This window comes from Streptomyces sp. NPDC058683 (genome assembly GCF_042716195.1).
Classification (GTDB): domain Bacteria; phylum Actinomycetota; class Actinomycetes; order Streptomycetales; family Streptomycetaceae; genus Streptomyces.
Map to the genome: position 1 here is coordinate 66,553 of NZ_JBHXSK010000004.1, position 26,520 is coordinate 93,072.

Genomic DNA, 26,520 nt, shown 5'->3' on the forward strand with positions numbered 1-26,520 from the left:
CCCTTTCTCAGGAGGAGTTCGCGCTCGACGGGCCGAAGAACTCTATTTCGGCGATGGCCACCTGGGTGGCCCCCGAGGCCTGGTACGACGACTCGATCGTGAAGCGGACCGAGATGACGTTCTTCACGCGGAAGTCCCGGGTCTGGCCGCCGGCCGTCCGGTCGAGGGTGATCTCCCGGGTCTCCGTCTTGCCGTCGGACGTCTTGATGGTCGCCTTCATCCGGTGCGGCAGGGCCGACTTCTTCAGCTGGTCGAAGCGTTTCGACTCGCCGGAGGAGATGACGACGTTCAGCAGGGAGACCGGCTCGTCGTAGCGCGCCTCGATCCACTCGCCCACGCCGCCCTGGACCACGCCGGGGCCCCACCAGGTGTTGTTCAGGTTGTCGAAGAGCAGGTCCGGCTTGTGACCGGCGTACGAGCGGGACGCGCTGAACCGGTCCGGAGGGACCGGGGCGCGCTTGGCGAAGTGGTCGCGGGTGGCGCTCACCGCGTTCGGGATGTTGAACGCCAGGACCGTGACGAGCGCGATGACGACGGCCGCGCCGATCCAGGTCAGCACACGGTCGAAGGCACGGCGCAGCCGGGGGCGGTCGCCGGCCCAGGGGGTCTCGCGGTTGCCGAAGTCGAAGATGCGGCGCCACCAGGGGCGGGAGGCCGAAGACGCGCCGTGGCCGTGGCCGGCCATGGGCATCGCGCACCGGGTGCAGAAGTGACGGTCGGGGCGGTTCGGGGTGGCGCACCAGGGGCAGGGGGTGCCGCCGTGGGCGCCGAGGTCCTCGCCGGGGGCGCGGACGGCCTGGGGGCGCTGGGGGGTGGGGCGGCCGGGGAGAACGGGGGCGACGGAAGGGGTCGGCGGGGTGGGCGGGTTGGGGTCCGTCACGGGGATGAGGAGGCGGCGGGCCCGGTCGTGGTCGCCTTCGGCGGGGCCCTGCGGGGGCTGGGCGGCGGTGTCTGCGGCGGCGGCAGCAGCTTGTGGAGCGGGGGTGGGGGCGGATGCAGGGATGGGAGTGGGTGCCGGAAGGGGGGTGGTTTCGGCCGTGGGTGTGGTGGCCGGCAGTGGGGGCTGGTCGCGCTCACGCGGCGGTAGCCGCACATCCGATTCAGCCCCGCGCCCCTGAGGGGGCGCTGCAGTGGTCGTTCCCAGGAGGTCCCCGCGTTGGGTATGGGGCAGGCCCGAGCCGCCGTCTCTGCGGGTGAAGGCGTCCCAGCCCGGGGCGGCCGGAGCCGGGGCCGGGGTCGACGCCGGGGCCGGGGTCGACGCCGGGGCCGGGGTCGACGCCGGGGCCGGGGTCGACGCCGGGGCCGGGGTCGGCTCGGGAGTGGGTGCCTGCTGTTGTTGGGGCTCGGCCCCGTTGGCCGACCAGCTCAGTACCGAGCCGCAGGCGTCGCAGAAGGACTGGCCCGGGTCGGCGACCGTGCCGCACTCCGTGCAGTTCCGGTTGGTCGTCATCGCTGCGGGGTCCTTTCGGCGGACGAAGAAGATGCGGTCACCTGGACCGTGTAGGGCATGTGAGCGGGGCGGGCGGCCGCCACGAGGTGTTCCAGGCGGACCTCGTCGGCCGGGGTGGGGGAGGGCAGTGCGAGGTGGACGTGCAGGCGGGGGCGGGCTTCGCCGGGGAAGTGGCCCAGCGGGCGGGCGTTCCAGTCGGCGCCGCCGCTCTCCGTGATCTCCGGTGTCACGCCGAAGGCCAGCCGGACCGCCTCGGACAGGCCGAGGCGGGTGCCCCGGATGCGGTGCAGGTAGGCGGCCGCCGCCACGGCCGCCCGGAGCAGGGGTTCCGCTTCCGTGCCGTCCGTCTCCGCGCCGACCCAGGTGCCGAGCCATTCCGCGAAGTCCAGCGGGGCCAGGGCCGGGTCGAAGTAGCTGGGCAGGCAGTCGAGGACGTTCGGGATCGGGGCGATCACGTCGTCCAGGCCGGCGACGAAACGCAGCGCCAGGTCGTCGTCGGCGAAGACCGACGGGAGCATCGCGCCGATGGGGACGGAGGAGCCGAGGCCGTCGATGGACCCTCTCAACGGACGCCTCCTGTCGAGTCGTTGACGGTCATTCGCCGATCACCCGGACCCGGTGGTCGTAGGAGAAGACCAGGGACGGGGCGTCCAGGTCGATGCGGTCGGTCGGGTCGCCGCGCTTGCCGGTGAGCGGGTCGGCGGGGTGCAGCACGACCTCGTCGACGAGCTCGATGCCGGGGACGCGTTGCAGCACGGCGAAGACCTCGCCCGACTGCACCGGGCGCCCGAACGGCCAGCCCTTGCCGTCCGCGCCGCCGGTCAGCGGGTCCAGGTGCCGGTAGAGGGCGTCGTGGGCCTGGCGGCGGACCCGGTCGACGTCCACGCCGCGGAAGGCGTGGACGGTGGCGACGACCGTGACGCCCTGGTAGAAGGGCGGGCCGACCGCCAACCGGGTCCCGATCAGGCGGCGTTCGTCCAGGTAGCGGGTGATGCGGTCCAGCAGGGCGTCGCCGGGGACGAGTTGCTCGAAGCGCAGCCGGCCGCCGGGGTCCGGAACCGCCTGCGGCACCACCAGCACCCGTACCGCGTACGACCCGTGTTCGCCCTCCTCGCCCTCCAGGCAGGTGATCCGGGCCGTCTCCGGGGCGGCGCGGCGGGCCAGCTCCTCGTAGTCGCGCAGGGTCACCGCCCGCTCCTGGGCGCGGAGCGTGATCGGGGCGCGGACCTTCGCCTCGGCGACCGTCTCGCCGTCCACTCCGCCGCGCGCGGCCTCCCGGTTGACGACCTCCGCGACGTACGGGATGGAGGAGCGCAGGATCTGTACGGCCCCCCGGGCCACGTTGCCGTCCCGGCCGCCGCCCGTGCGGTAGCGGCGGGCCCGGATGACCGCGCCCTTCGGGGCCACCGTGCCGTACTGGCGCAGCGAGCCGTCGGGTTCACGGACCGCGGGGCCGAAGGCGATCTCGCCGGTGGTCGCGTCGAGGGTGAGGTGCCGGTCGTACGGTCCCGAGGCCGCGAAGTGCGGGACGACCTGCCAGTCCACCCAGCCGCCCTCGCCGTCGTGCTCGGCGGTCTGCAGGAGCAGCGGCGGGGTGTCCCCGACGACGGGGGCGTGGGCGAGCCGCAGGCGCTGGCCGGGCAGGCCCGTCGACTCGCCGAGCGCCTCGTCCTCCACGGTCTCCGCGTGCACGGTGCCGGTCGTGCCGCCCACCGTGCAGGCCTCGACGAACCGGACCGTCGGGGAGGTGGTGTAGAAGGGCTGGTCGGCACGCGGCTCGGTGACCCGGCAGCGCAGCCAGCTCGCCTCCAGGCCGCCGTTGCGGGACAGGACGTGACCGCCGGGGACGTGCAGCACGACCTCGCCGGGGCGGTTGAGGCCACCCGTGCCGTCCCGGTCGACCTCGCACTCCCGCCAGCCGTCCTCCGTCCACGCCTCCCACACCAGCGGGGGCTGCCGCGGGTCCACGCCGACACCGTCGACCCGGCTGTCCAGGTCGAGGGCGACCGCGCAGTGCGGAACGGCGGCGGAGAGGCCGAGCAGCATGCAGTCACCGGGGTTCGGGGACTCGGTGAAGCACAACAGGTCCTTGCCCTCGGCGAGTTCATGGGTGAGGTCGACGACGGCGGAACCCTGCTGCTGCCGCAGCAGGTGCCGCAACTCGCTCGGCACGATGGTCAGTTCGCGTTCGGTCGCGAAGACCACCGCCTCCTGCGTCTCGGTACGGCGGGTCGCCACCTCCGTGCCGACCGGCACCGGAACCGGCTCCTCCTGGGCCGCCGACAGCCAGAACGTCACGTCCGTACGGGCGGCGGACGGCGGGAACAGCGTGATGCCGACCAGGTCCAGGAAGGCGAGGTGGTTCTTCTCCGGGACCCGGTTGAGGCGGTACACGATCTGGTCGGCCATGTGCGCGACCGTCTCCACCAGCGTGATGCCGGGGTCGGAGACGTTGTGGTCGGTCCACTCCGGGGCGCGCTGCTGGATGTAACGCTTGGCGTCGTCGACGAACTGCTGGAAGCGGCGGTCGTCGAGGTTCGGGGAGGGCAGGGCCATCGGGATCAGCGGTCGCTTTCGGAGGAGTCCGAGGAGGCGGGAGGCAGGTCCGGCTCGTCGTGGGAGGGAATGACGTAGAAGGGGAACACCAGGCTCCGCGGGTTGTTGGTGCCGCGGATCGAGTAGCGGACGTCGATCATCAGCACGCTCGGGTCGTCGCCGGTGGTCACCTCGACGTCCTCGACCTCGATCCGGGGCTCCCACCGGTCGAGGCTGGCGTACACCTCGTGCTGGATACGGCCGGCGGTCTGCTCGTTGACGGGGGCGAAGACGAGGTCGTGGATGGCGCAGCCGAACTCCGGCCGCATCGGGCGTTCGCCCGGGGCCGTGGAGAGGATGAGGCGGATGGCCTCCTCCACCTCCTTCTCACCGCTGACCAGGGCGATGCCGCCGGTCGGGCCGATGCGCAGGGGGAAGGACCAGCCGGAGCCTACGAACTGCTCTGCCATGTGTCTTCCTTCGGGTTCGGGGACGCTGTGCGGGTGGTGTGCCGGCTGCGGGTGCGGGGGGCTGGTCGCGCTCACCCGGCGGTAGGCGCACATTCGGTTCAGCCCCGCGCCCCGCTCCGCCCGGGTCGCTCAGAAAGGCGGAGGGAGCGGCAAGCCGTTCGCGCTGCCCTTGCCCATGAGGAGGTAGGTGGCGCCCTTGATGCCGATGTTGAGGGCCGCGGTGAGCTGGACCGTGGCGCCCGCCGTGAGGGAGGCCGCTCCGCCCGCCGTCATGTTCACGGCGCCTCCGGCGCTCATGGAGACCGCCGCGCCCGCCTTGATGTCGACGGCTGCCGCGCTCTGCAAGGACAGCGGTCCCCCGCTCCTGATACTGAGCGCGCCGCCTGCCCTCAGGGAGAGGTTGGCGCCGGCCTCGACCGACACCGATCTGCTGCCCTTGATGGAGACGCTGCCCTTGCTGTCCACGGTGATCTCGGTCTTCTGCCGGTCCAGGAAGACGGTCAGTCTGTCGTCGCCGCTGGCCAGCCGGACGCCCTGTTTGCGGCCCCGCTGGTCGAGCAGGTCCATGCGGTTGCCGACCCGGTCGGAGACGGTGTGCCGGGTGGCCCGGCCGCGCATGCCGTCGTGCAGCGGTACGTCCTTGACCCTGGTCGGCTTGTCCTTGCCGTTGTAGAGCCCGCCGATGACATACGCGTGGTCGAGGGCGCCCCGGTCGAAGGCGACGAGCACCTCGTCACCGACGTCCATCGGGAAGACCCCACCGCCGCGCACCCCGCCCCACTGCATGGTCCGGGTCCAGTCGCTGACGTAGGTGTCGTCCAGCCACGGGAACTTGAGCTTCACCCGCCCCTGCTGGAGCGGGTCCTGTACGTCGGTGACCAGGGCCTGCGCCACGCTGGGCTGCCGGTCGGCAGCGGCGTCCGCGGCACCGCCCGAGGCCACGCCGTACAGGGACCGCCACTGCCGGCCGCTGACCGTCACCCAGGTCTCGTAGTGCTTGGAGTCACCGAAGACGTGCCGTACCGAGGTGACCGTGTACTTGCCCTCGAAGGGGTCCCCGACGTCCGCGAGCGCCACCGGAACCCCCGGCCGCAGCTTCGGATTGCCCCGCACGACCACCTCGACCTCGGCGAACGTCGAGGTGACGTCGTCGGAGAGGGCGTCGGCCGCGTACTTCACCTCGGACTGCTTGTCGTACGGCGTACGCGTCTCGACCAGCTTCGACGTCTTGAACTCGCCGGCCGCGGCGCCCGGGGTGGTGCCGATGCTGTAGCCGGTGTTACCGGCGGGCGTGGCGGTCGCCGTGAGCGTCTTCTTCGTCCGCACGTCCCAGCCGCGCGACTCGACCTTGTTCACCTGGTCGGAGGCGGTGACCGCGGTACGCAGCCGCAGGATGTCGTGCCTGGCCTCCAGCACGAACGGGCTCTTGTCGCCGTCGGTCTGGGGCGACGGCGCCCCCGAGGCGCTCTTCTGCTTCACGAACTGGAACTTGCCGTCCGCGTCCACCGACATGACCATCTCGTTCTCGTCGGCGAGCCGGGCCAGGAAGTCCCAGTCGGTGACGTTCGACTGGCTGATGAACTCGTAGACGGTCCTGGTGGCCTGGATCCGCCCGACCGGCACGCCGTCCTGCGCGGCCAGCTTGCGGGCGATGTCGGAGGCGGTCTGGTTGCGGTAGGCGACCACGCGGCGCTGCCGCATCAGCCGGAACCCGTAGTCGTAGCCCCGGACCACCGCATAGCTGCCGGTGCCGTCGTACTCGGCCTCCATCCCCGTGACCTCACCGGTGAACAGCGGGTCGCCGGTGCCCTGCCCGTCGGAGACCGGCGTGATCACCACCGGGGTGCCGAACTGGACGCCCAGCTTGCCCAGCAGCTTGCGGGTCGGGTCGCGGAAGGTCAGCTGGAAGGCGGCCGGCACGCCGACGCCCTGGTCCACGTGGGCGTCGACGAGGTACCGCCCGTACTCCGAGGTGGCCGTCAGCTCCTTGCCGCCGATGACGACCTTGATGACGTTCGAGAAAGCGTGCTTCACCATCAGGACCGCACCTCCTCGGCGGCGGGCAACACCAGTTCCGTCCCCGCGGGCAGCCACCCCGGGTCGTCGATCCCGTTGGCGTCCGCGATCGCCCGCCAGGCGGCCGCGTTGCCGTACTCCCGCCAGGCCAGCGACTGCAGCGAGTCCCCGGCCACGACCCGGTGCACGCGCTGCGCGGTGAGCGCGCCGGACGTCGGGTTCTGTCCCGCGGTCTTGCTCGGGATCTCGTGCAGCTGGAGCCGGCAGCTGGCCCGGATCGGCATCCCGCTGGTCCCGAACAGGGAGTAGGAGACGTCGACGGAGGCGACGTACGCCGTGAAGTGGGCGGTCGAGAACGAGCCCCACTGGAACACCACCCAGGGCGGCGACGGCTGCTTGGCCGCGATGCTCTTGCTGGTGACCTCGCAGCAGGCCAGCAACGACTCCACCTTCTTCATCACGTCGTTGCTGTCCGGGTCGTCGGACCGGTCCAGGAAGATCTCCACGCTCATCTCGCGCGGGTGGGTGCCGAGGAACTCCGGCAGCGCGCCGTCCCGTTCGATCGGCGCCGCCGACGACTTCCAGTCCGCCCGGCGGGCGATCGACAGCTCCGCCGGGTTGAACTCGAAGCCGAACGTCTTGATGATGCCGCCCGGGCTGGTGCTGGTGCCCACGGGCGGTTCATGTATCGCGAGGGTGGCCCGCACGAGGCTCTTGCCGGCGCCCCGGCTGCTCCTGGCCATGATCTCTCCGTCCGCCTCTCCGTCAGTCCGTGAATCCGTGGTGGGCGATCTCCAGGACCTCCGTGGCCACGGACGGGTTGCCCGCGTCCAGGGAGGGCCCCTGCCAGCTCACCGGCAGCACGTCAAGGAGTCCCCACCGGGCCACCTCCGAGCCGTCCGCGCGCAGCGCCGTGATCTGCCCGGTGGGCCGCTCGATCCCCGTCTGCACGGACGAGATCCACTTCGCGACCTTCGAGGTGTCCGGGGTGAGCGGGCGGGTCAGCCGGATGTGGGAGAAGGTGACACGGGTCGGCAGTTGCCACACGAATCCGTTGTTGCCGCCCTCCTGCCGCTGCTCGATCTCCACCTGCGACGACAGCCCCTCGCACCCGTTGAAGTAACCGAGGTCCTCGCCGTCGATGGAGAGGCTGAACCAGACTGTGGTTCCCGGGTCCTGGCGGTCCATCGGGGGCCTTTCTGTGGGGTGGGTACGCGGTCGTCGTGGTCAGGAGCGGAAGTCGCGGAGCTTTCCCACGCGTTCGCGGTCGCGGCGGAGTTCGGTGCGGACGTGCCGGGTGATCCGGTCGATGATCCGGTGGACCAGGGCGTCCACCTGGAACTCGGTGAGCGCACGGGGGTCGAAGCCGCCCGCCTCGACCGCCTGGTATCCGGGGGGCGGATCGGCGGAGGACGAGCCGGAACCGGAGCCGGAACCAGAACTGGAGCCGGAACTGGAGCCGGAGTCGGCGGCAGAGCCGGAGTACGAGGGTGGCGGGTCGCTGGGGGGCGGCGGCTGCCGCTCGGCCCGGACGCCGGCGGCCGGCGTCTCCTTCACGGTGGTCGTGGGGAGAGCGTCGCGCTGGACGGTGGGGCGGTTGAGGGGCACCACGGGGAGAGGGGTGGTGGCGGAGATCGGGGTGGTGGGGCGCAGGGGGACAGCGTGAGCGGGCGCGGTGGTGGTGCTCGGCTTGACGGGCAGGGCGGCGGTGGAAATCGCCGCTCGCTGCACGAAGGGGGGCCGGGGCGCCGGCGCCGGTCCGGTGGGGGACGGGGTGGCACTCGTGGGCCGGGGTGACTGCGACCGGCTCCGGCCGGATGCCGGGGGGCCGCCGAGACCGGGAGTGGCGGGAGCGGCGGCACGCTGGACGAAGGGGGGAAGCGGCGAAGGGCCCGTCGTGGCGGGGACGGGCAGAGCTGGTGGAGGCGGCGGCGCCGGGGCGGCGGAGGCGGGCAGAGCGGGCCCGGCCGTCGGTATCGGCAGGTCTGCCGCCGCGGCTCGCGGTCCCTGCCGGGGCGCTTCGGGCACCGGGCGGGAGACGGCGGCCGGCCCACGGTCCGCCGAACCGCTCGACGCCTGTCGCCGCTGCACGGACGGCACAGCAGCCCCGCGCCCGGCACGCCTGGCGGGAGCCGGGCTCGCGGCCGGGCCGGTGACGGGAGCGCCGAGACCGAGGCGGGGTGCGCGCGGGGTGGTCGCCGCGGCACGCTGCACGGGGGCGGGAGTCGGCGCCGACGTCGGCGCCGACGCCGACGCCGAAGCGGGCCGGGCCGTCGTCACCGGGCCGGTGGACGGGGCGTCTTCCGGTTCACGCGGGCCCGGCGGTGTCGGTGCGGCGGGGGAGGAGGGGATCGAGGTCTTCTCCGTCGTCCGCCGACGCTGCACAGCCGTCTCGCCCACCTTGCCCGCGTTGCCCGTCTTGCCGCCGTCCCTCGGAGAAGCTCCGGCGGTACCCGTAAGGGGGGCGCCGAGGCCCGGACGAGGGGAGCCGGGAGCCGGGACTGAGGGCCGGGGCGCTGTCGAAGTACCTTCCGGGGCGGCCCGGTTGGGCTCACGCGCGGGCATCGGCACGGCAGCCGGTACGGCGTCGGTGACGGCCGCGCTCTCACTGACCCGCCGCTGCACGGGCGCCTCGCGGCCACCGCTCGCGGCCGGGGAGACCGACGCTCGCCCACTCCGCGGTACGGCAGGGGGTGTAGTTCCGGCGGTGGGAGAAGCAGCGGCGGCGGCTTCGGTGGCGGTGCCGGTCATGGGCTGCGGTGCCGAACTCTCCGCCGTAGGCCCGCTTTCCGGGACGGGGGTGTGCGGGGCGGCCGAGGCCGTGGCCGTACGGCGCTGCACGGGGGGCGTCGCGGGGCCTCCGGCCGGGGCACCGCTCACCGTCCGCCGCTGCACCGGGGTCTGCGTCCCGGCGCCGGACATGCCGGAAGGCCCACCGCGGTCCGGGGACACGGCGGACGGGGCGGACGGGGCAGGCGTCGGGGATACCGGGGGTGCCGCGGGGGACGTGGGAGGGGTGCGCCGGGGTGTCGTAGGTGCCGTGGCTCTGGGAGATGCGGGAGCCGATGCCGTACCACGGCCACCGGACGCGGACCGCTGTACGACGGCGGGTGCCGGTGCCGGTGCCGATACGGACGGAGCGCCCTCAGGGGCACGCGAGGCGGTATCGGGGGAGGTACGGCCGCCCTTGCGCGGAGGCGACGACCAGCCGCCGCTCACCGGCACCGGATCCCCGGCCCCGACCGCTCCCTGTACACCCCCGTCCGCCGCCGTTTCGCCCCCGGCTCGGTCACCCTCACCCGACGCCGGCACCGCACTCTCGCTCGCCGGCGTCCTGGGCGCCGACGGCAGCGTCCGCCGCTGCACGGGCAGCGCCGACGTGCCCACCGGCGCATGCGTCAGCGCGCTGCGGCGAGGCGGGACGAAAGGTGCGGCCGTGACCCGCGGACCGGTGACCGGAGCCGGAGCGACCGGCGCCGACTGCGGAGCCCAGGCCACCGGCACCGCGGCCGGAACGACGGCCACCGAGGGGACCGCCCGCTGCACGGCGGGCACCGCCCGCCGCCCGTCCCCAGAGGCCCTCTTGGCGGAGGAGGCCGAGGAAAGCGACGGGGTCGAGGAGGCCGAGGGGGTCGGCGCGGCCGAGGAGGCCGACGAGGTCGAGGAGGCCGACGGGATGGACGAAGTCGACGGGGTCGGCGCAGCCGAGGAAGTCGACGGGGTCGAGAACGCCGACGGGGTGGACGAGGTCGAGTAGGTCGAGGAGACCGACGGGGTCGGGGACATCGGCGAAGTGGACGAGGTCGAGGAGGTCGAAGGGGACACGGACATGGACGGAGTGGACGGGGTCGACGAAGCCGACGGGGTCGCCGGCATCGGCGCGCTCCCCCCGCTCCGTACCGCTCCCGCTCCCGCTCCTGCCCCCGCCGTCCGCACGGCCGCACCACCCTCGCGCCGCCCCGCCAACGGCACCCGCTGCACCACCGGCGCCCGCTGCACCGCCGGCCCAGCCGAACCCACCGGTCCAGCGGACCCGGCAGGCCCGGCCGACCTCACGAAACCAGCCGCACCCCCAGCCGCACCCCCAGCCCCAGCAGAACGCGTAGCCACAGGCGCAGCCGACCCACCGCTCCCCGCCGGTGCACCTCCGCCCGCCGGTGCCGAAGACCCTGCTCGTACCGCCCGCAGCGGCACCACCGGAACCGTCGGCCTCCGGCCACCGGCCGAACCCGTCAGCCCTGCCGCGGCCGTCGGGCCGGTCGCATCGACCGGTCCCGACAACGGCAGCCTCTGCACCGGGCGTTCCAGGCCGGACACGGCTCCCGCGCGCGTCGTCCCCGTGTGGCCGCCGCCGGTCAGGCCCGCGCTGGACTCGCCGTCCAGGACCGCGTGCGAGCGCATGCCCATGAACGACGGGTTCTGCCAGGTCGGCAGCCGGCCGCCGAACCCCGGGTCCGCGACCGGTCCGCCCGCCGTCCCCAGCGCACGCTGAATCGGCGGCAGCCCGGACCAGGCCGCCGCCACCACGGGCCGCGGTGCCTCGACAGGACGCGGCGCCTCCACGGCGGCCTCGGCCCCGGCGTCAGCGGTTCCGCGCCCCCGTATCCGATCCCACAACCCCACCGCTCAGCCCTCCGCCCCTGCGGAGGCCGCCCGGGTCACCAGGGACGCGATCTCCGCCGTGTAGCGGCGGCGGTCGGCGTGCTCCAGGTCCAGGATGTCCTCCAGGCTCCAGTGGAAGTGGTAGGCGACGTACGCGATCTCCTCGTGCAGCCGGTCGGTCGCGTACGTCACGATTCCCCCAGGCGGCTCCCGCCGAGTTCCACCTCGAAGGGCTCCGAGCAGTGCGGGCAGTTGACCGCGGCCCGGGTGTGGCCCTCCGCGTTGATCTGGCGGTAGAAGTCCTGGAGGAACGCCAGGTCGGAGGCGAACATGTTCTCCACGATCCCGTCGTGGACGAAGGCGAGCGTGCCCAGCCGGGTGATGACCCGTCCGAGCAGCACCACCGACAGGAACGCGGGGTTCTCCTGGACGCGCACGTCCCGCAGCGGGATCAGTTCGTCCCGCGCCGTCGACAGGCGCATCACGCCGTCGCGGTGGACGGTGCCCTGCTCGTCGACGTACCCGCGGGGCAGCTGGAACGGGAACTCCGTGCGCAGCACCTCGACGGGCGTCTCGGGTTGCTGAGGGGCCTGGGGCGCCGGCTCCTCCGGTGCGAGCGGCGCGCCCACTCCCCCGGCCCTGACAGCCGAACGCCTCATTACTCGATGACCAGTTCTTCGAACGTGATGGTCACGGTCTCGGTCAGCGCGGCCGCCTCGCCCGCCTTCACGGTGCTGGTGTCGATCTTGCTGCACCAGGCGTTGCGCAGGTTGTAGCGCTTCACCGGGTTGTTCTCGAAGTCCATCATGATGATGGAGGCGTTCTTGCGGGCCGTGGCCATCTGGCCGTTGATCGACTCGTTGATCCACTGGGTGAACGACGAGGACTGGGTCATACCGCGGACGACCGTGCAGGTGCCGTTCTTCTTCACGCCCGGCAGGTTGCGGACGTGGTTCTTCCCGTCCGGCGTGTTCTGCTGGTAGGTGATGACGTCCTGCTCCATCGTCATGCCGCTGACCTCGGCGAGGTACTCGACCATCACGCCGTCGATCTGCAGGCCGAAATTGTGCGATGTGAGGGCGTCACCCGGCTGGAGTGTCATGTGTTACTGCCCGTTCTTCTCAAGACTCTTCGGAAACAAGGGGTTGGGGAACCCGGGGGTCCGCTACTCCTGCAGCTCGCCGCTGCCGCTGGAGAACTGGGCGAGGCGGAAGATCACGAACTCGGCGGGCTTGACCGGCGCGATGCCGATCTCGCAGATCACGCGGCCGACGTCGACCGACTCCGGCGGGTTGGTCTCCTCGTCGCACTTGACGTAGTACGCCTCCTCGGGCCGCTGCCCGAACAGGGCGCCGCTGCGCCACTCGTTGACCAGGAACGCGGAGATGTTGCGCCGGATACGGGCCCAGAGGTTGTGGTCGTTGGGCTCGAAGACCACCCACTGGGTGCCGATCAGGATCGACTCCTCCAGGTAGTTGAAGTACCGGCGGATGTTCAGGTAGCGCCAGGCCGGGTCCGAGGACAGGGTGCGGGCGCCCCAGATGCGGATGCCGCGGCCGGGGAAGGCGCGGATGCAGTTCACACCGATGGGGTTCAGCAGGTCCTGCTCACCGCGGGTGATCTGGAGCTCCAGGTCGACCGCGCCGCGGATGACCTCGTTCGCGGGGGCCTTGTGGACACCGCGCTCGGCGTCGTTGCGGGCCCAGACGCCGGCCACGTGACCGGACGGCGGGATCAGCCGGGACTGGCCGGAGGCCGGGTCGAAGGTCTTGATCCAGGGGTAGTACAGGGCCGCGTACTTGGAGTCGTAGCCGGCCGTCTCCTGGCGCCAGACCCGGATCTGGCGGGCGTTGAGGCTGGGCGGCGGGTCGATGACCGCGACCCGGTCGCCCATCAGCTCGCAGTGCGCGATCAGGCCGAGCTGGACGGCCTTGACGGCCTCCAGGTCGATCGCGCCGCGCTGGTAGGCGGCCATCAGGTCGGGCACGGCCACCATGGACACCTCGTCGACGGCCTCCAGGCCGCCGAAGCCGGTGCGGTCGGCCGAGTCGCCGAGGTACTCGGCGGGGCCGGGGTGAGAGCCGGCGCCCGCGACGGGGGACGCGGACGCCGGGGCAGGGGTCGGGGCCACGAGGGCCACCGTCTGGTTCTCCGGACGGGCCAGCTGCGCGGCGGGCGCGGCCTCGGTCACGGTGATGAGCTTGGAGCGCTCCTTGACCTGCGTGACGACGTAGTTGCGGCCGCCCTTCTTCGCGGTCACGTCGAAGGTCTCCACGGCCTTGCCGCCGTCCTTGACGACCAGCTTGAAGCGCTCGGCCGGGCCCTCGCCCTCCGGGTCGGCGACCTCGACGCTCAGGTCACCCGAGGCCAGCGCGCTCACGGTGAAGGTGCCGAGCTGCTTGGCCTCGCCGGGCGGCAGCGCGGCCTGCGCGGCCGAAGTCCCGACGGCGGCGGGCGCGTTGACGGCGGTCTCGGCGCCTTCCCGGGTGCCGCCGACACGGACGACGTAGGCCGCCGTGCCGCCGTTGTTGAAGAAGCCGTAGACGGAGTGCGCGAGGTAGTACCCGTCGGTGAACTCACCGAAGGACGCGACGTACTGCGTCCAGTTGGTCACCAGCGTCGGCTCGTTCAGCGGACCGGTCGGGGCCAGGCCCACGAAGGCCGCCACCGACGTGCCCACCCCCTCGATGGGGCGCGAGCCGCTGGCCACCTCCTCGACGTAGACGCCGGGCGACAGGTAGGACGGCATGCTCTGCTCTCCTCGGGGTACGAGACAGGAACATTCCCACCCTCACGCGCGAAGCGCGCATCCCGGAACGTCCTCCGGTGCCTGCTCGCGGGCAACTTCTTTGCCCCCAAGGGCAGGTGACCGGTTCCCTCTGCCCCGGGACCGGCCGGCTCTGCCCCCGGGTCTGCCCCCGCGGCCCTCCCGCTCCCGGGCTCGGGCGCTTAAGGCTGAGAGCGCCCATCGTGAGGGGAGCAGTGTGCGCGCACAGGAGTCCCAGGACCGGCAGGACCCGGAAAAGCGGCAGAACCGCGGTGCCCCGGCGCCTGCCGGCACCACCGCACAGCGGATGCTGGCACTCCAGCGCCGGGTGGGCAACGCGGCCCTGACCCGGGCCTTCGAAGAGGAGCGGCACGAGCACGACGCCCACTGCGGGCACGGCGGGAAGGACGCCTCCGTGCAGCGTTCGTCGGTGCTCGGGGTGCTGGCCACGCCCGGCCGCCCGGTCGACCCGGTGATCCGCGGCAAGGCGGAGCGGGGCCTGAACACCGACCTCAGCGACGTCGTCATGCACACCGGACCCGTGGCGGAGCGGTCGGCGGCCGAGTTCGGGGCCCGCGCGTACACCTCCGGCCGGCACATCGTCGTCGGCGCGGGCGGCGCGGACGAACACACCATGCTGCACGAGCTGGCGCACACCTGGCAGCAGCAGCGCGGCGCGGTGGAGGGCACCAGCACCGGCGGGGTGCACCTCTCCGACCCCAGCGACCGGCACGAGCAGGAGGCCGAGTCCATCGCCCACCGGATCAGGAGCGGCGGCAGCGCTCCGGCCGCACCGCAGCAGGCCGCGGCGGCCGCCGCGCCCGCGGGCGCCGTTCCGGTGGCCCGGATGCCCAAGGGGCGCGGCCAGAGCCGCCCTCCGGCCAGCCGGATGCACCCCGCGGACGCGGGGCAGTTCTTCGAGTTCATGCTCGACGGCAGCAACGAAGTCGGCCGGTACGTCCGCGCCAGGTCGGACGGCTACGAGGTCTTCGACACCGAGCGCTTCGGCCGGATCGACGTCCACCCGTCCGACATCCTCGGCCCCCGCGCCCGGGTGGGCGGTATCCATCCGCCGGGCCGGGCCCGTACGGCCGAGGAGCGGCTGGAGGGCCGCAGCACGGTCTATCTGTCCGAGGCCGACGCCTCCGCGGCCCGCGCGCGGCTGCGCAGGGACCCCAGCAGGGCGGACGAGATCGGCGTCACCACGTTCGAGGAGAACCCGGGGCGGGAGTACGAGGACTACGAGCGCAACAGCGAGGACCTGCGCCGTTACGGTGTGCCGATCCTGAACAACATGGACCTGAGCCGGCCGGACGCCGCGGAGCGGCTGCGGCATGTCGACGAGGGCGCCAACCTGCACTTCCAGATGCCGCGCACGGGGCGTATGAAGGGCTACTCCACCCAGAAGCTGGTCGGCGACACCAACCGGCTGCCCCGGCGGATGAACCGCGACGACGTCTCGGTGAGCATCACGGCTCCGGACCCGCGCCAGTACAAGAACCGGGGCACGCACGACAGCTTCTACGGCCTGGAGAACCGCAAGGCCGTGCCCCCGGGGATGCGGGTCAGGTCGGGTCCCGACCCCGAGGCGGACCTGGAGGAGTACGGCTACTCGCACCGGATCTCCGGCAAGGACAAGAGCGCCGCGGTGGCCAGCCGCCGCAAGACGTACTACATCGAGGACGACCGGCGCAGCGACAGTCCCGAGGAGCGCGGCGGCCCGTCGAACTACCGCGAGCGCGAGGACGACCGCGGGGCCCGCAGGCGCTCCCGGAGCCGCCGGCGGGCGGCGAGCAGGGGCCCGAGTCTGGCCCCGAGCCGGGCCGACACCGAGTACTACGAGGATCAGCCGCGCGGCCGGCAGCTGAACCGGGGCAGCCTGTACGAGGAGGACATGGCCGCCGGGGTGGCCGAGCCCGCCCGCAGCCAGAGCCGGCGCAGCCGCAGCCGGCGGCGCCCGGCCGAGGTCGACCCGTACCTCGACGAGGACCTGTACGCCCCGCCGACGCCCCGGCAGCGCAGCCGCAGCCGCCGGCGGGTCGAGCGCAGCCAGAGCCGGGGCCCCGCCACGTTCACCCAGGCCGACCTCGACGCCTACGTCGAGTACGGCGGCGGTGACGACTACCTGGAGCAGCCGTCCCGGAGTTCCCGCCGCGCCCGCAGCCAGAGCCGTGCCTCGCGGCACCGCAGCCGGGCGGCCTCGCAGCGCCGCAACTACGCGGCCCCGCCCTCCGACTACGACGAGCCGGTGAACAGTCAGCAGGTGCACGAGGACGAGTACGAGTACATCGCCCCCCGCATGCCGTCGCGGCACCGGGGCCGGCGCCGGAACGTGATCTACGACTCCGACGACGACCTGTGACGGTGGCCCCCCGGGCAACACGGGTGCGGGCCGGGGCAACCCGGCCTGCCCCGTGGTCCGCTGACCGGCCGCCGTGCTTCCCCTAGCGTTGCCGTGTGAGCCTGTGGACCTCTCTCGAACCCGCCTCCGCGACCGTCGACCCGGGCAGCAGCACCCGCGTACGCCTGCGGCTGCGCAACACCGGTGACGTAGTCGACGAGTACCGCTTCGAACCAGTGGGCCCCATCGCCCCCTGGACGACGGTCGAGCCCCAGACGCTCCGCCTCTACCCGGGCACCACCGGCACGGTCGAGCTGACCTTCGCCCCGCCCCGCACCTCCGACGCCACCGCCGGACCCAACCCGTACGCGGTCCGCATCACGCCGACCGAGCACCCCGAGGCCGTCACGGTCCCCGAGGGCAACCTCACCATCACCCCCTTCACCGAACTGCGCGCCGAACTGGTCCCGCCCACGGTCAAGGGCCGCTTCCGAGGCCGCCCCAAGCTCGCCATCGACAACCTCGGCAACACCAAACTCACCGCCTCCATCGGCGGCAACGACAACGGCGACCAGCTCGCCTACGACATCCACCCCAGCAACGTCCAGATCGAACCCGGCCGCGCCGCCTTCATCAAGGCCACCCTCAAACCCCGGCGCATCATCTGGTTCGGACCGAAGGAAGAGCGGCCGTACCGGCTCACCGTCCAGCGCTCGGGGCTCACGCCGGAGCCCGTCGACGGGACGTACGTCCAGCGCGGCTTCCTGCCCCGCTGGATCGCCACCCTCTTCGGCACCCTCCTGGCCCTCGCCATCACCTTCGCCCTGATCTGGTTCAACTACAAGCCGCAGGTCAAGAGCCTCGCCGAGGAGCAGATCCAGGAAGCCGGGGTGAGTTCGCTCGCGCCCAGCCCCTCGGCCACCCCGACCCCGCCGCCGGCGCCCAGTGTCACGGCCTCCACCGCGCCCGTCACTCCGGACGCCGGGGACGGCGGCAACGGCGGCAACGGAGGCGGAGGCGGCGGGGGAGGCGGCGGTGCGACGGCCACCGTGACCGCCAAGCCCAAGCAGGACACCGCGGCGACCGCCGTGAACCGCCTCGCCGCCGCCGACCCGTCCGGGCGGCACATCTGCTACCGCGCCTACGTCCAGGGCACCGGCTGGCAGAAGCCCGTCTGCGACGGCACCATGGCCGGCACGGTCGGCAAGAACACCCCGATCAAGGCCATCAACCTCGCGGTGTACGGCGTCCAGGGCTCCGCCGCCAACGCCTTCGTCTACAACCCCCAGTCCACGGACGGCAGGGGCAAGTGGAACCCGAACTGGACGGCGATCATGCCCGACGGCAAGGACAACTACATCGGCAGCACGAAGGCGGCCGACCCCTACATCGAGGGCTTCGCCTTCAACGTGGGCAGCGGACAGGGCTGCAACTACGCCAAGGTCCGTGACCACGACTGGGGCGGCCAGTGGTGCCAGGGTTCCCGCAGCGACAACAACGCACTCGATTTCGTCGGCACCCTCGACAACACGCTCTGGCTGGAAGCCTTCAAGCTGACGGTGCCCGCATGACTCTCTGGACCTCCCTGGAACCCGCCTCCGCGACCGTCGACCCGGGCGCCTCGACCCGGGTACGCCTGCGGCTGCGCAACACCGGTGACGTAGTCGACGAGTACCGCTTCGAACCAGTGGGCCCCATCGCCCCCTGGACGACGGTCGAGCCCCAGACGCTCCGCCTCTACCCGGGCACCACCGGCACGGTCGAGCTGACCTTCGCCCCGCCCCGCACCTCCGACGCCACCGCCGGACCCAACCCGTACGCGGTCCGCATCACCCCCACCGAACACCCCGAGGCCGTCACCGTCCCCGAGGGCAACCTCACCATCACCCCCTTCACCGAACTGCGCGCCGAACTGGTCCCGCCCACGGTCAAGGGCCGCTTCCGAGGCCGCCCCAAGCTCGCCATCGACAACCTCGGCAACACCAAACTCACCGCCTCCATCGGCGGCAACGACAACGGCGACCAGCTCGCCTACGACATCCACCCCAGCAACGTCCAGATCGAACCCGGCCGCGCCGCCTTCATCAAGGCCACCCTCAAACCCCGGCGCATCATCTGGTTCGGACCGAAAGAGCAGCGGCCCTACGCCCTCACCGTCCAACGCGCCGGCGTCAATCCACAGCCTGTGGACGGGACGTACGTCCAGCGCGGCTTCCTGCCCCGCTGGATCGCCACCCTCTTCGGCACCCTCCTGGCCCTCGCCATCACCTTCGCCCTCATCTGGTTCGCCTACAGACCCCACGTCGGAAGCCTCGCCCAGGAACAGCCCCAGGAGGCCGGGGTGAGTTCCCTCGCGCCCAGCCCCTCGGCCAGCGCACCCCTCGCCGCGGCACCGGCGCCCTCCCCGTCCCCGGTGGAGCAGCAGCCGGACGACGACAACGGCTCGTCCGACACCCAGGCGGGCGGGGGCGGCGGTCAGGCCCAGCCGTCCCCGAAGGCGACGAAGAAGAAGGTCCCGAAGCCGGTCGTACCGGTGTACAACGTCCTGCTGCGCAACACGACGACCAAGAAGTGCGTGGACATCCCCGGCTACGACAAGGGGACCAGCAACGGCCCGGTGCGGGAGTACACCTGCAACGACACCACCGCGGACAACCAGCTGTGGAACCTCGAGGTGCGCTACTCGAAGGACGGCCCGGGCTCGGCCGCGCTCTTCCAGATCCGCAACGTCAAGGACCAGTTGTGCATGGACCTGCCCAACTACGGGTCGGCCAAGCTGTCCTCGCCGATCACCGAGTACAAGTGCGACGGCACCAAGGCGGACAACCAGCTCTGGTGGATCGACAAGCAGCCCAGTGGCGACTACTGGATCCGCAACTTCGCCAGCAACAACCTCTGCCTGGACGTGGCCGGCTACAGCACCGGCGGCAACGACACCAACCTGACCCTCTACTACTGCTCGGACGACGACGACCAGGAATGGCGGATCATCCCTCCGTCGGGCGACTAGCGAACCCACCCGCCGGTCACCAGGTGCCCGGTACCAGCCGGCCCGCCTTGCGGTATTCGCGGCGGGCGCCTTCCAGCAGGTTCGCCGCGGTGACCGGCTCCCCGCAGCCGGCGGCGAAGTAGGCGGCGGTGACCACCGCGCTGCGGATGGCACCGCCGGCCAGCTCGAAGTCGCGCGCCAGCGGGCCGAGTTCGATGTCCGGCTCGCTCGGTACGTGCACCAGCCCGTGCCGCCACAGGGCCAGCCGCTGCTCCTCGTCCGGGAACGGGAAGTCGACCACCAGGTCGAGGCGGCGGGTGAAGGCCTCGTCGATGTTGGCGCGCAGGTTGGTGGTGAGCAGCGCGATGCCGTCGAAGGCCTCCAGGCGCTGGAGCAGATAGGCCGACTCCAGGTTGGCGTACCGGTCGTGCGCGTCCTTGACCTCGGAGCGCTTGCCGAAGACGGCGTCGGCCTCGTCGAAGAGCAGCACGGCGTCGGTGCGGTCGGCCTCGCTGAAGATGCGCTCCAGGTTCTTCTCGGTCTCGCCGACGTACTTGTCGACGACCGAGGAGAGCTGGACGACGTAGAGGTCCAGGCCGAGTTCGGCGGCCACCACCTCCGCCGACAGGGTCTTGCCGGTACCCGACTCGCCGGCGAACAGGCCGAGGACGCCGCGGCCCCGGCCGCCGCCCGCGCTCAGCCGCCAGTCGCCGAGCACCCGGTCGCGGTGACGGGCGCGCAGGGCCAGTTCGCGCAGTTCGGTGAGCGGGCGTTCGGGCAGCACCAGGTCCCGCCAGTCGACGGCGGGCCGGATCCGGCGGGCGTGCTGTTCGAGCCCGGACGCCGACTGCTGGCGGGCGGCCAGCCGCAGATGGCCGGCGGCCAGCGGGGTGCCGTCGAAGGCGGCCAGCGCCTGCGCCGCCCGGGCCGCGCGGGCGAGCCGGTCGCCGCCCAGGTGGTAGGGGGCGACGGTGGCCGCGAGGTCGAAGCCGGGGGTGCCGGGCAGTACGGCCGCCCAGGCGTCCACGGGCGCGGCGCGCCGGGACGGCACGTCCAGGACGAGAGGGTCGCGGTGGTCGCACCACTGGGGGTCGTACGGATGGGGGCTGGTGATCAGCGCGGTGACGTCGCCGGAACCGCTCAGCTCCCGGGCGAACGCGTGGGGCCGGGCCGCGTCGACGAGTACCGCCCGGCCGCCCAGCCGGGCCTCCCGGAGCACCTCCGGGATGTGCTCCTCGGGGCCGGTGTAGTGCAGGACCTCCACCCCGGCCAGCCGCAGCGCGGCCGTCGCGCAGCCGAGGCCCTCGCCCTCCCGGCGCTCCCGCAGATACCCGAAGAGCGGCCCGGCGGCGATCCGTCCGGCCAGCCGCCGCACGAACTCCTCGTCCTCCTCGGCACCGGATTCGCTGCCGTACGACGGTGCGCGCAGGTGTCCCGTCAGGGCCGGGTCCGGGGTGTCGTCGCCGAGGAGGTGGGACAGGACCCGGTCGGGGACCCGCAACGAACGGCTGAGGAAGGGGCGTTCGGGCTCCTCGACGGTGAGCAGGCCGAGCGCGGTGAGCGGGGCGGTGGGGTGGAAGCGGGCGCGGGCCTGGGCGAGGTGGGCGGGCACGCCGTACAGGTCGAGGGCGAGGGCGATGGTGGCGCGGCGGCGGCCGACGTCGTCGTTGAGGTAGCCGTACAGCGGCTCGAAGGTGCGGTCCAGGTCCGGGGCGAGCGCGATGAGCAGGATCGTGGTGTCGAGGGCGGTGAGCCGGAGGCGGCCGGCGAGTTCGGCCAGCCGGTCGGGGAACTCCTCTTCCAGGGCGGGGAGTTCGGCGGGCGTCTCGGGACGCAGGAAGTACCTGACCGCTTCCTCGGAGAGGTAGAGGCCGCGCAGCGGGTCGGTGGCCGTCGGGTCGCCGGCCGAGCGGTGGGCGACGAGGGCGGCGGCCCGGTCCCGCAGCCCGGACAGCCTGGCGAGGAGCGGGGCGACCGGCGTCAGGGAGACGTCGAGGGTCACGCCCGGGTCCTCCGGGCGGCCTTGGCCTGGGTGATCTGGCCGGGCCGGTGGGCCCGCTCCTCGAGGACCGGCGCGGTCTCCTCCAGTCCCTCGCGGACACGGACGGCGGCGCCCTCGGTGACCGGCGGACCGGCGTCGTACTCGGGGTAGGCCGGGAAGGGTGCCGTGATGACGACGTCCAGGGAGGGCTTGAGCTCGCCGCCGAGCGCGGACCAGATCTCGGCCAGGGAGCGGGCCTCGGTCTGGATACCGGCCACCGAGAGGGACACGGTCAGCCCCAGTTCGCGCAGGGAGTCCGGCAGTTCGCCCGGATGGATCAGCTCCCTCGGGATCAGGGTCGCCAGTACGGCGCTGATCAGCCGGTGTTCGTCCTCGGGCCGCTTGGTCCACGCCGTCACCAGGTACGACAGCCGGAACCAGCGGGGCGGCTGCCGGCGCTTGATCACGACGTCCCGGTCGTCCCGGACGTCGACGTGCCCGCGCTGACGCCGCTTCACATCCTCCCGGATGTCGTACAGATAGCTGTTGATCACGGGGCCGTTGCGGCGGGCCGCCCAGTCGCGGGTCGGGGCGTCGAAGGAGACGTCGATGCCGGCACCCTCCAGCGCACCGCTGGTCAGCAGGTTCCGCAGCACCTGGTCCACCTCGTGGATCACGCCGTACTCACCACCCCATGGACCTGTCCGCACTCGTATCCATCCTGCCCTCCGCCCCCGCCGCGCCCGCAGGAACAGCCGGGCAGACCGCGTTGCCCGGGAACCGGTGGGCGCTGCCCGTTCGGTCAGATGTAGCCTTCCCGGAGGGCATGGGCCACGGCGTGTGCCCGGTTGCGCAGATGCAGCCGGGTCGTCAGCCCGTGCATGACGTTCTTGACGGTGCGCTCGGAGTAGGACAGCTTGCTGGCGATCTCACCGGTGTCGAGTCCCTCGGCGACCAGCCGCAGTACGTCCACCTCCCGGGCGGACAGCCCGGAGGCCGGGGCGCCCGGGCGGCCGGCGGCGCTGCGGTGCAGGGTGCCGACCTGGTTGATCAGCCGGCCGAGCAGGTCGGCCGGCAGGTCGCCGTCGCCGCGGGCGGCCGCGAGCACGGCCTGCACGAGCCGGAGTTCGGTGGCCTCGTGCCGCCAGACGATGGCGCCTACCCCGCACTCGATCACATCGAGCAGCTCGGTCTCGCGCAGCGCCCCGACCACGAGCACGGCCCGCGCGCCCTCGCTGCGCACGACACGGCGCAGCCGGGTCAGCTCCGGCTCGTCGAGGCTGTCGCTGATGAGCAGCGCGACCGTGCCGGGGCCGGTCTCGGACTCCTCGCGCAACTCGATCTCCGGGTGCCGGCGCAACTGGCTGAGGGCGCCTTCACGGGAGATCGGGTCCGGTGCGTACACCGCGACGGGCGTGCGGGTGACCGACGCTAATGAGCTGTTGCTGATCAACCGCTTCCCCTATGTCCACGTGCCCATCACCCCTGAGGGAACGGTGACGGGCGGGAATACCCAGCCTGGTGGGACCAAAGGGGCAACGACAATCGTGGACGACCACGACAGGGACCACGAGATGTTCGGGGTGCTTGAGCCTGTGGGTCGCTGCGGGCCGGTGGGGGTTGTTCGCGCCCACGCGGCGGCAGCCGCATATCGAACACAGCCCCGCGCCCCCAAGAAGGTGGGACCAGTGAACCGACCTGAAAGGGGCGCGGGGAACTGCGCGAGCAACCCCCACCGGCCCGCAGTCGCCCACGGCCCCAAGCACCCCCGAATGTGCCAACCCGGCAACAAACCCCCGGCCCACCCCACCTCCCCACAACCTCTCCCACCTCCGCCCCCTCTAACCCCCCGAACCCACCAGCGCACCGCGAGGAGCCAGGAATGATGCATTCGTGCCCTGAACTCGCCGACGCCATGCACCTGTTGGCGGAGGAAGCCGCGCGCACGCGGTCCGGTACCGGCCGCCTCGTGCTGCTGCGGGGCGCCACCGGTACCGGCCGTACCAGCGTCCTGGAGGCCGCGGCCGAGCACGCGGCCGGCCTCGGTCTGAAAACGCTCCGCGCGCGCTGTTCGCCCGCCGACACCGCCATCTCCTTCTCCACCGTCCTGCAACTCCTCGGCCCGGTGCCGGAGTTCGCCGATCTCGCGGTGGACGGCGACGAGCGGGCCACCGCCGCCGGACTGTGGCGCGTCCTGCGCGCCTACGCCGAGGACTCGCCGCTGCTCGTCGTCGTGGACGACGTGCACCTCGCCGACGCCCCCTCGCACCGCTGGCTCGTGGAGTCCGCCCGTCACATAGACCGCTTACCGATCCTCCTGGTCGTCGGCGAACGCAGCCAGTACGACCTCGATCCGCCCACCCCCGGCTTCGCCCACACCCTTCCCCCGGCGCTCGTCCGGACCCACACCCTCGCTCCCTTCACCCCGGAGGCCGCGGCCGGCCGGGTGCGCGACGCCTTCCCGGACGCGGACCGGACCTGGGTGGACGACTGTGTGCGGGCCGCCGCCGGCAGTCCGCTGCTCCTGCGCGCCCTGCTCGACGACCTCCGCGAGGCCCGGCACCCGGCGGTGCCCACCGCCACCGCCGCGCTGTATCCGGGCGCGTACCCGGCCGCCGTCCGCTGGTGGCTGGACAGTGCGGGACCGGCCACCACCGAGGTCGCCCGCGCCCTCGCCGTACTGGAGGAGAACACCGGCGCCGCCCTGCCGGAGATCGACATCACGCCCCTGCTCGCCGAACTGGCCGGCGCCGACCCGACGCGGGTGGCCGGCTGGCTCACCGCCATGACCAACCTCGGCCTGCTCACGCCCGGCAGCGACGGCCGCCCCCGCTACCCGCACCCCCTGCTGCGCGACGCGGTCCTCGCCGGTGTGCCCGCGGCCCGCCGCCGGGCCGCGCACCGGGCGATCGCCGAGGCCATGCTCCGCCAGGACGCGCCCGCCGAGGCCGTGGCCCGCCAACTACTGGCGACCGGCCCGGTGCACGCCCCCTGGGCGGTGCCCCTGCTCAAGGACGCGGCCGCGCTCGCCCTGTGCGACGGCCGGGCCGCGGACGCGGTCGGCTATCTGCGCCGGGCCCTGGAGGAACCCCTCCCCGACGACCGGCGGCAGCGGCTGCTGACCGAGCTGGGCTCGCTGGAGTACGCGGCGCCCCGCTCCTCCGCGGCGATCCCCCGGCTCGCCGAGGCGCTCCGGCTGCCGGCGGCCCCGCAGGACCGGGTGCGCACGGCCGTCGCCCTCGGCACCGCCCTGACCGGCCGGGGCCGCACCCGCAGGGCCGTCGAGCTGCTGCGGTCCGTGGACGGCGAGCTGAACGACCACCCCGACCTGGTGCGCACCCTGCACACCGCCACCGTCCTCCTCTCCGACCAGGACCAGGAGATACGGCAGGAGGTCTACCGCCGGCTGTCCGAGACCGCCGAGCGCTCCCCGGAGCTGGTCGGCACGGCCGGGCAGGCCCTGCTGGTGCGGCACGCCGCCTCCGCGGGCCTCACCTCGGCCCGGGACGCCATGCGGCGGCTGCGCACCCTGCTCGCCGAACCCACCGACCCGCTCACCGAGCCGTTCCTGGTCGGTACCGCGGCCACGGTCGCCCAATGGGCCGACGAACTCGACGAGGCCGAGCGGCTGGTGGCCCGCGGGCTGGCCGGACAGCGCCCCGACCTGCTGCACCCCATGCACCAGGCCCTGCTCAACAGCCGTTCGGACATCACGGCGGCCCGCGCCGACCACACGCACCCGGCGGCCGTGCCCGAGTCGGTCACGCCCGGCAACGCCCATGCGCACGCCCTGATCGCGCTGGTGGAGACCGGCCGTACCGCACAGGCCGAGAGCCTGGTCGCCGGCCTTGACCTGCGGGAGGCGGCGGACTCCTGGGAGCTGAACCGGTTCCTCTACGCGCGCGGAGTGGTGCGGGCCGCCGCCGGTGATCCGGCGGCGGCACTGCACGACTTCCTGGAGTGCGGCCGCCGCCAGTCCGCCCGTGAGGTGGTCAGCCCGGTGGTCACCCCCTGGCGTACGGCCGCCGCCGAGTGCCGGCTGGCCCTCGGCCGCCCCCTCGAAGCCATCGCCCTGGCCGAGGAGGAGCTGCGGCTGGCCCGGGTCTGGGACACCCCGCGCACGGTGGGCCGGGCCCTGCGCGTTCTCGGTACGGCGACCGGCGGTCGCCGGGGTCTGGAGCTCACCGAGGAGGCCGTGGCGCTCCTGCGGGGCGGCGGGCCCGCCGGTACCGAGCCGGCGCTGGCCCTGCTCGCCCTGGGCCGCCAGCTGACCGCCGCCGGCGAGGGCGTCCGGGCCCGCGACTGCCTGCGGGAAGCCGTGGAGCACGCCGAACGCCTCGGTGCCGTCCGGCTGGTGGAGCTGGCCGAGGGGATGCTGCGGAAAGGCGGCGCCCGCTCCCCCAGACGCCGTACGGGCACCGCCTCCCTGACCGGCAGCGAGCGCCGGATCGCCGAGCTCGCCGCCGAGGGCCGCACCAACGTGGAGATCGCGGCCCTGCTCCATCTGGCCCGCCGTACCGTGGAGACCCATCTCACCCACACGTACAGGAAGCTGGGCATCCGCCGGCGGGCCGACCTGCGCCCGGCCCTGGATCAGGGCGCCCCGCGCCAGTAGGGGTCCAGGGCGTCCAGGGCGCGGTCCTGGTCGCCGGTGAGCCAGTCCCGGACGTGCGGGGCGCGGGCGGTGTCCAGCATCCACCGCACGACCGTGCCGTACGCCGGGTGGCCGGGGGTCCGGCCGTCCCCGAGCCACTCCAGGCAACTGCTGACCAGGTTGCGGTAGTTGGTGCGGGCCGCGTTGTCGTGCTCCAGGTCGGTGCCGTAGCCGGGGCCCAGCTGCCGGGCCAGTTCCGCCCACGGTTCGAGCACCCGCAGCGCGATCTCCGGGCCGCCGCTGCGCAGCGCGCCCAGCACCATCGCGAACCGGTAGGAGCCCTCGGTGAAGTGCGGCTCCTCCCGCATGGCCCCGCGCAGCTGCCGGTCGGTGTGCGCGAGGACGCCCTGCGCGGCGCGCGTGTCGCCGTCCATCAGGTGGTCCTCGAAGCTCCAGGTCAGCAGATGGAAGCGGACCAGCAGCCCGAGGTACTCGTTGCCGTCCCGCTCCGCCTCCGCGAGCAGCGCGTCCAGTTCGGCGCGCCGCGCCCCGTGCTCCCACGGCCAGGCGAGCCTCGGATACGTCTCCTCGCCGCAGGTCTCGCACCAGCGCGGGATGTCGGTGCGCGGCGCCGGGAAGTACCCGCCCTCCCCGCAGTCCGGGTCCAGGCACTGCCAGCCCTCGGCCAGTGCGCCCTGCGGTGGCTGATAGCCGTCCTTGGTCGGTGGCAGCTGCTCACCGGCGAAGAGTCTGCGCAGCAGTCCCATGGCAGGTG

At 73.1% G+C, this 26,520-nt stretch carries 21 protein-coding genes; 5 read left to right on the top strand and 16 right to left on the bottom strand.

Features of this window, described 5'->3' with window-relative positions; all coding sequences use genetic code 11:
- Window positions 1–7 precede the first annotated feature (7 nt).
- The 8 genes from ACFWXC_RS05765 to ACFWXC_RS05800 form a co-directional block, all read right to left on the bottom strand.
- Complete coding sequence (locus ACFWXC_RS05765) at window positions 8–1,450, bottom strand: zinc ribbon domain-containing protein (RefSeq protein ID WP_384473607.1); 1,443 nt, start codon at window positions 1,448–1,450, stop codon at window positions 8–10.
- Complete coding sequence (locus ACFWXC_RS05770; protein ID WP_384473610.1) at window positions 1,447–2,016, bottom strand: phage tail protein; 570 nt, start codon at window positions 2,014–2,016, stop codon at window positions 1,447–1,449. The genes ACFWXC_RS05765 and ACFWXC_RS05770 overlap by 4 nt, the downstream gene beginning before the upstream one ends.
- A gap of 28 nt (window positions 2,017–2,044) precedes the next feature.
- Complete coding sequence (locus tag ACFWXC_RS05775) at window positions 2,045–4,006, bottom strand: putative baseplate assembly protein (RefSeq protein WP_384473613.1); 1,962 nt, start codon at window positions 4,004–4,006, stop codon at window positions 2,045–2,047.
- 5 nt (window positions 4,007–4,011) lie between these two features.
- A complete protein-coding gene (locus ACFWXC_RS05780) occupies window positions 4,012–4,455 on the bottom strand; it encodes a GPW/gp25 family protein (protein ID WP_384473616.1) in 444 nt (147 codons plus the stop codon).
- Window positions 4,456–4,584: 129 nt separating this feature from the next.
- Complete coding sequence (locus ACFWXC_RS05785) at window positions 4,585–6,492, bottom strand: VgrG-related protein (RefSeq protein ID WP_384473619.1); 1,908 nt, start codon at window positions 6,490–6,492, stop codon at window positions 4,585–4,587.
- The gene (locus ACFWXC_RS05790) at window positions 6,492–7,214 is read right to left on the bottom strand and encodes a LysM peptidoglycan-binding domain-containing protein (RefSeq protein WP_351696172.1); all 723 of its coding nucleotides are present in this window, start codon (window positions 7,212–7,214) and stop codon (window positions 6,492–6,494) included. Before ACFWXC_RS05790 ends, ACFWXC_RS05785 begins: the two co-directional genes overlap by 1 nt.
- A gap of 22 nt (window positions 7,215–7,236) precedes the next feature.
- Complete coding sequence (locus ACFWXC_RS05795; RefSeq protein WP_093500599.1) at window positions 7,237–7,659, bottom strand: phage tail protein; 423 nt, start codon at window positions 7,657–7,659, stop codon at window positions 7,237–7,239.
- Window positions 7,660–7,698: 39 nt separating this feature from the next.
- The gene (locus tag ACFWXC_RS05800) at window positions 7,699–8,202 is read right to left on the bottom strand and encodes a hypothetical protein (RefSeq protein ID WP_384473623.1); all 504 of its coding nucleotides are present in this window, start codon (window positions 8,200–8,202) and stop codon (window positions 7,699–7,701) included.
- 1,705 nt (window positions 8,203–9,907) lie between these two features.
- Here ACFWXC_RS05800 and ACFWXC_RS05805 point away from each other — a divergent pair.
- Window positions 9,908–10,228 carry a hypothetical protein gene (locus tag ACFWXC_RS05805; protein ID WP_384473626.1) on the top strand — a complete coding sequence of 107 codons (321 nt, stop codon included), beginning with the start codon at window positions 9,908–9,910 and terminating at the stop codon, window positions 10,226–10,228.
- An 869-nt stretch (window positions 10,229–11,097) separates the two neighbouring features.
- Here the strand turns inward: ACFWXC_RS05805 and ACFWXC_RS05810 are convergent.
- From ACFWXC_RS05810 to ACFWXC_RS05825, 4 genes are all read right to left on the bottom strand, one after another.
- Complete coding sequence (locus ACFWXC_RS05810; RefSeq protein ID WP_351316879.1) at window positions 11,098–11,265, bottom strand: DUF6760 family protein; 168 nt, start codon at window positions 11,263–11,265, stop codon at window positions 11,098–11,100.
- Window positions 11,262–11,732, bottom strand: coding sequence for a hypothetical protein (locus ACFWXC_RS05815; protein ID WP_362558775.1), 471 nt, complete (start codon window positions 11,730–11,732; stop codon window positions 11,262–11,264). Before ACFWXC_RS05815 ends, ACFWXC_RS05810 begins: the two co-directional genes overlap by 4 nt.
- Window positions 11,732–12,175 (bottom strand): phage tail protein, encoded by a 444-nt coding sequence (locus ACFWXC_RS05820; RefSeq protein WP_350791871.1) that lies wholly within the window; start codon window positions 12,173–12,175, stop codon window positions 11,732–11,734. Before ACFWXC_RS05820 ends, ACFWXC_RS05815 begins: the two co-directional genes overlap by 1 nt.
- Before the next feature lie 63 nt (window positions 12,176–12,238).
- Window positions 12,239–13,822 (bottom strand): phage tail sheath subtilisin-like domain-containing protein, encoded by a 1,584-nt coding sequence (locus ACFWXC_RS05825; RefSeq protein WP_384473631.1) that lies wholly within the window; start codon window positions 13,820–13,822, stop codon window positions 12,239–12,241.
- Between the two features lie 235 nt (window positions 13,823–14,057).
- Here ACFWXC_RS05825 and ACFWXC_RS05830 point away from each other — a divergent pair, with 235 nt between their 5' ends.
- From ACFWXC_RS05830 to ACFWXC_RS05840, 3 genes are all read left to right on the top strand, one after another.
- Window positions 14,058–16,202: a DUF4157 domain-containing protein gene (locus tag ACFWXC_RS05830; RefSeq protein ID WP_384473634.1), complete on the top strand. Its 2,145-nt coding sequence runs from the start codon at window positions 14,058–14,060 to the stop codon at window positions 16,200–16,202.
- 95 nt (window positions 16,203–16,297) lie between these two features.
- Window positions 16,298–17,752 carry a hydrolase gene (locus ACFWXC_RS05835; protein ID WP_384473637.1) on the top strand — a complete coding sequence of 485 codons (1,455 nt, stop codon included), beginning with the start codon at window positions 16,298–16,300 and terminating at the stop codon, window positions 17,750–17,752.
- On the top strand, window positions 17,749–19,191 hold the full coding sequence (locus ACFWXC_RS05840) for an RICIN domain-containing protein (RefSeq protein ID WP_384473640.1): 1,443 nt from the start codon (window positions 17,749–17,751) through the stop codon (window positions 19,189–19,191). Before ACFWXC_RS05835 ends, ACFWXC_RS05840 begins: the two co-directional genes overlap by 4 nt.
- Before the next feature lie 16 nt (window positions 19,192–19,207).
- Here ACFWXC_RS05840 and ACFWXC_RS05845 read toward each other — a convergent pair whose 3' ends face one another.
- The 3 genes from ACFWXC_RS05845 to ACFWXC_RS05855 all read right to left on the bottom strand — a co-directional run bounded on the left by ACFWXC_RS05845 (window position 19,208) and on the right by ACFWXC_RS05855 (window position 22,604).
- Window positions 19,208–21,172: an ATP-binding protein gene (locus ACFWXC_RS05845; RefSeq protein ID WP_384473643.1), complete on the bottom strand. Its 1,965-nt coding sequence runs from the start codon at window positions 21,170–21,172 to the stop codon at window positions 19,208–19,210.
- On the bottom strand, window positions 21,169–21,828 hold the full coding sequence (locus ACFWXC_RS05850) for a DUF4255 domain-containing protein (protein ID WP_384473646.1): 660 nt from the start codon (window positions 21,826–21,828) through the stop codon (window positions 21,169–21,171). Before ACFWXC_RS05850 ends, ACFWXC_RS05845 begins: the two co-directional genes overlap by 4 nt.
- Window positions 21,829–21,953: 125 nt before the next feature.
- Window positions 21,954–22,604 carry a LuxR C-terminal-related transcriptional regulator gene (locus ACFWXC_RS05855; RefSeq protein ID WP_384473649.1) on the bottom strand — a complete coding sequence of 217 codons (651 nt, stop codon included), beginning with the start codon at window positions 22,602–22,604 and terminating at the stop codon, window positions 21,954–21,956.
- Window positions 22,605–23,033: 429 nt separating this feature from the next.
- Here ACFWXC_RS05855 and ACFWXC_RS05860 point away from each other — a divergent pair, with 429 nt between their 5' ends.
- Window positions 23,034–25,766, top strand: a complete 2,733-nt coding sequence (locus ACFWXC_RS05860; RefSeq protein WP_384473652.1) for a LuxR C-terminal-related transcriptional regulator — start codon at window positions 23,034–23,036, stop codon at window positions 25,764–25,766.
- On the opposite strand, the gene ACFWXC_RS05865 is transcribed toward ACFWXC_RS05860, so the two are convergent.
- A complete protein-coding gene (locus ACFWXC_RS05865; protein WP_384473655.1) occupies window positions 25,745–26,512 on the bottom strand; it encodes a hypothetical protein in 768 nt (255 codons plus the stop codon). The two genes, ACFWXC_RS05860 and ACFWXC_RS05865, sit on opposite strands and share 22 nt — an antisense overlap.
- Window positions 26,513–26,520: the final 8 nt, after the last annotated feature.